Annotated in this window: 1 protein-coding gene; it reads left to right on the top strand. The window is 81.0% G+C overall.

The genetic code is table 11. The features are described 5' to 3' along the window. Positions 1 to 132: 132 nt before the first annotated feature. Positions 133 to 2061, top strand: a complete 1929-nt coding sequence (gene cydC, locus FA014_RS19240; protein ID WP_230323444.1) for a thiol reductant ABC exporter subunit CydC — start codon at positions 133 to 135, stop codon at positions 2059 to 2061. Positions 2062 to 2171 lie beyond the last annotated feature (110 nt).

Here is a 2171-nt window from a genome sequence, read left to right as displayed (position 1 = left end):
CCTGTCCGAGAAGGACGGCGGGTTCACCGACAAGGACGCCACCGCGGTGATCGCCCTCGCGGCGACTGCCGGTGTCGCGGTCGCGAACGCCCAGCTGTTCGCCGACTGGCGACCGACCCGCTGTGGCGCGCGGTGCGGCTGCTCGACGTCGCCCCGCGGCGCGCCGCCCTCGCGGTGGTGCTCGGCGTGCTCGCGCTGGGCTCCGCCGTGGCCCTGGCCGCCGTGTCCGCCTGGCTGATCACCCGCGCCGCGCAGATGCCGCCGGTGCTCGAGCTCTCCGTGGCGACCGTCGCCGTCCGCGCGTTCGGCATCGGCCGCGGGCTGTTCCGGTACCTGGAGCGGCTCGTCTCGCACGACATCGCGCTGCGCGGCATGGCGCGGCTCCGCACCACCCTGTACGAGCGGCTCGCCGCCGGCCGGCCCGGCGCGACGCTCGGCCTGCGCCGCGGCGACCTCTTGGCCCGGGTGGGCGCGGACGTGGACGCGGTGGGCGACGTCGTCGTGCGCGGGCTGCTGCCCGCCGCTGTCGCCGCCGTCCTCGGCCTGGGCACGTCGATCGCGATGGGGCTGTTCCTGCCGGCGGCCGGGCTGGCGCTCGCCGCGTGCCTCGTGCTCGCGGGCGTCGTCGCCCCGTGGCTCGCCCAGCGCGCCGCCCGGGCCACCGAGCAGCGCGCCGCGGCCGCCCGCGCCGAGATGGCCGCCACCTCGCTCGGGCTGCTCGAGGACGCCGGCCCGCTCGCGGTCCAGGGCCGCACCGGCGCGGAGCTGGCCCGGCTGCGGGCCGCCGACGCCGACCTCGCCCGGGCCACGGACCGCGGCGCCGGGCCGGCCGCCCTCGCCGCGGGCCTCGGCAACCTCGCGGTCGGCATCGCCGTGCTCGTCGCGCTGCTGGTCGGCGTCCCGGCGCTGGCGGCGGGCCGGATCGCCGAGGTCGACCTCGCGGTGATCGTGCTGACCCCGCTCGCCGCCTTCGAGGCGACCAGCGTGCTGCCCGCCGCGGCGATCCAGCTGCACCGCTCGCGCGCCGCCGCGGCCCGGCTGATGGCGGTGCTGGACGACGCGGCGGCCCCGGACGAGGCGGGCGGCTCCCCGGCCCCGGTCTCCCCCGCCCCGGCTTCCCCGGCTCCGGCCTCCCCGGCCCCTGCTTCCCCGGCCCCGGCCTCCCCGCTCCCGGCGTCGGCCGCCGGTAGCGCCCCCGCTGCGAGCCCCGCCGGGTCCCCGTCCCCCCGCCTCACCGCGCGCGGCCTCGCCGTCGGCTGGCCCGGCCGCCCCCCGGTGGTCACCGGCCTGGACCTCGACCTGGCCCCGGGCCGCAGCGTCGCCGTCGTCGGCCCGTCGGGCGTCGGCAAGACCACCCTGCTGCTCACCCTGGCCGGCTTCCTGCCCCCGCGCGGCGGCGAGCTCCTGCTGGACGGCATCCCGCTGACCGACGTCGACCCGACCGTCCGGCTCGCCAGGCTGGCGCTCACCACCGAGGACGCGCACGTCTTCGAGACCACCCTGCTGGAGAACCTGCGGGTCGCCCGCGGCGACGCGACGGCCGAGGACGCCCGCGCGGCGCTCGTCCGCGCCGGGCTGGGCGAGTGGTTGGCCGGCCTGCCCGACGGCGTCGACACCGCCCTCGGACCGGACGCCCGGAGCGTGTCCGGCGGCGAGCGGCGGCGCCTGCTGCTGGCCCGCTCGCTGCTCGCCGCGGCGCCGCTGCTGCTGGTCGACGAGCCGGCCGAGCACCTGGACCCGGCGACGGCCGACCGCCTCGTCGGCGACCTGCTGGCGGCCCCCCGTGCCGCGGGCACCGCGCCCGCGGCCGGCACCGCCCCGGGCCCGGGCGCCCCGGGCCCGGGCGGCCCGGCCGGCGCCGCCCCCACCCGCGGCGTCCTCGTCGTCACGCACCGCCTGGCCCCGCTCGCTGCCGCGGACGAGGTGCTGGTCCTCCGGGACGGCCGGGTCGCGGCGCGCGGGACGCACGCGCACCTGCTGGCCGCCGACGCCCAGTACGGTGAGGCGCACGCCAGCGAGCAGGACGAGGGTGGGACGACGAGCACATGGCCGACGAGCTGACCGGACGCCACGACGCGGCGCCCCACGGGGCCGCACCGCGGGACCCCGCACCGCACGAGCCAGCGCCGCGCGCCTCGGCGCCGCACGAGCCCGCGCGCCGCGAGCCGGCC

This window comes from Cellulomonas hominis (assembly GCF_005239125.1).
Taxonomy (GTDB): Bacteria; Actinomycetota; Actinomycetes; order Actinomycetales; family Cellulomonadaceae; genus Cellulomonas; species Cellulomonas hominis_A.
The sequence above is the reverse complement of the archived record's forward strand: the minus strand, read 5'-3'. Positions and strand labels throughout refer to the sequence as shown.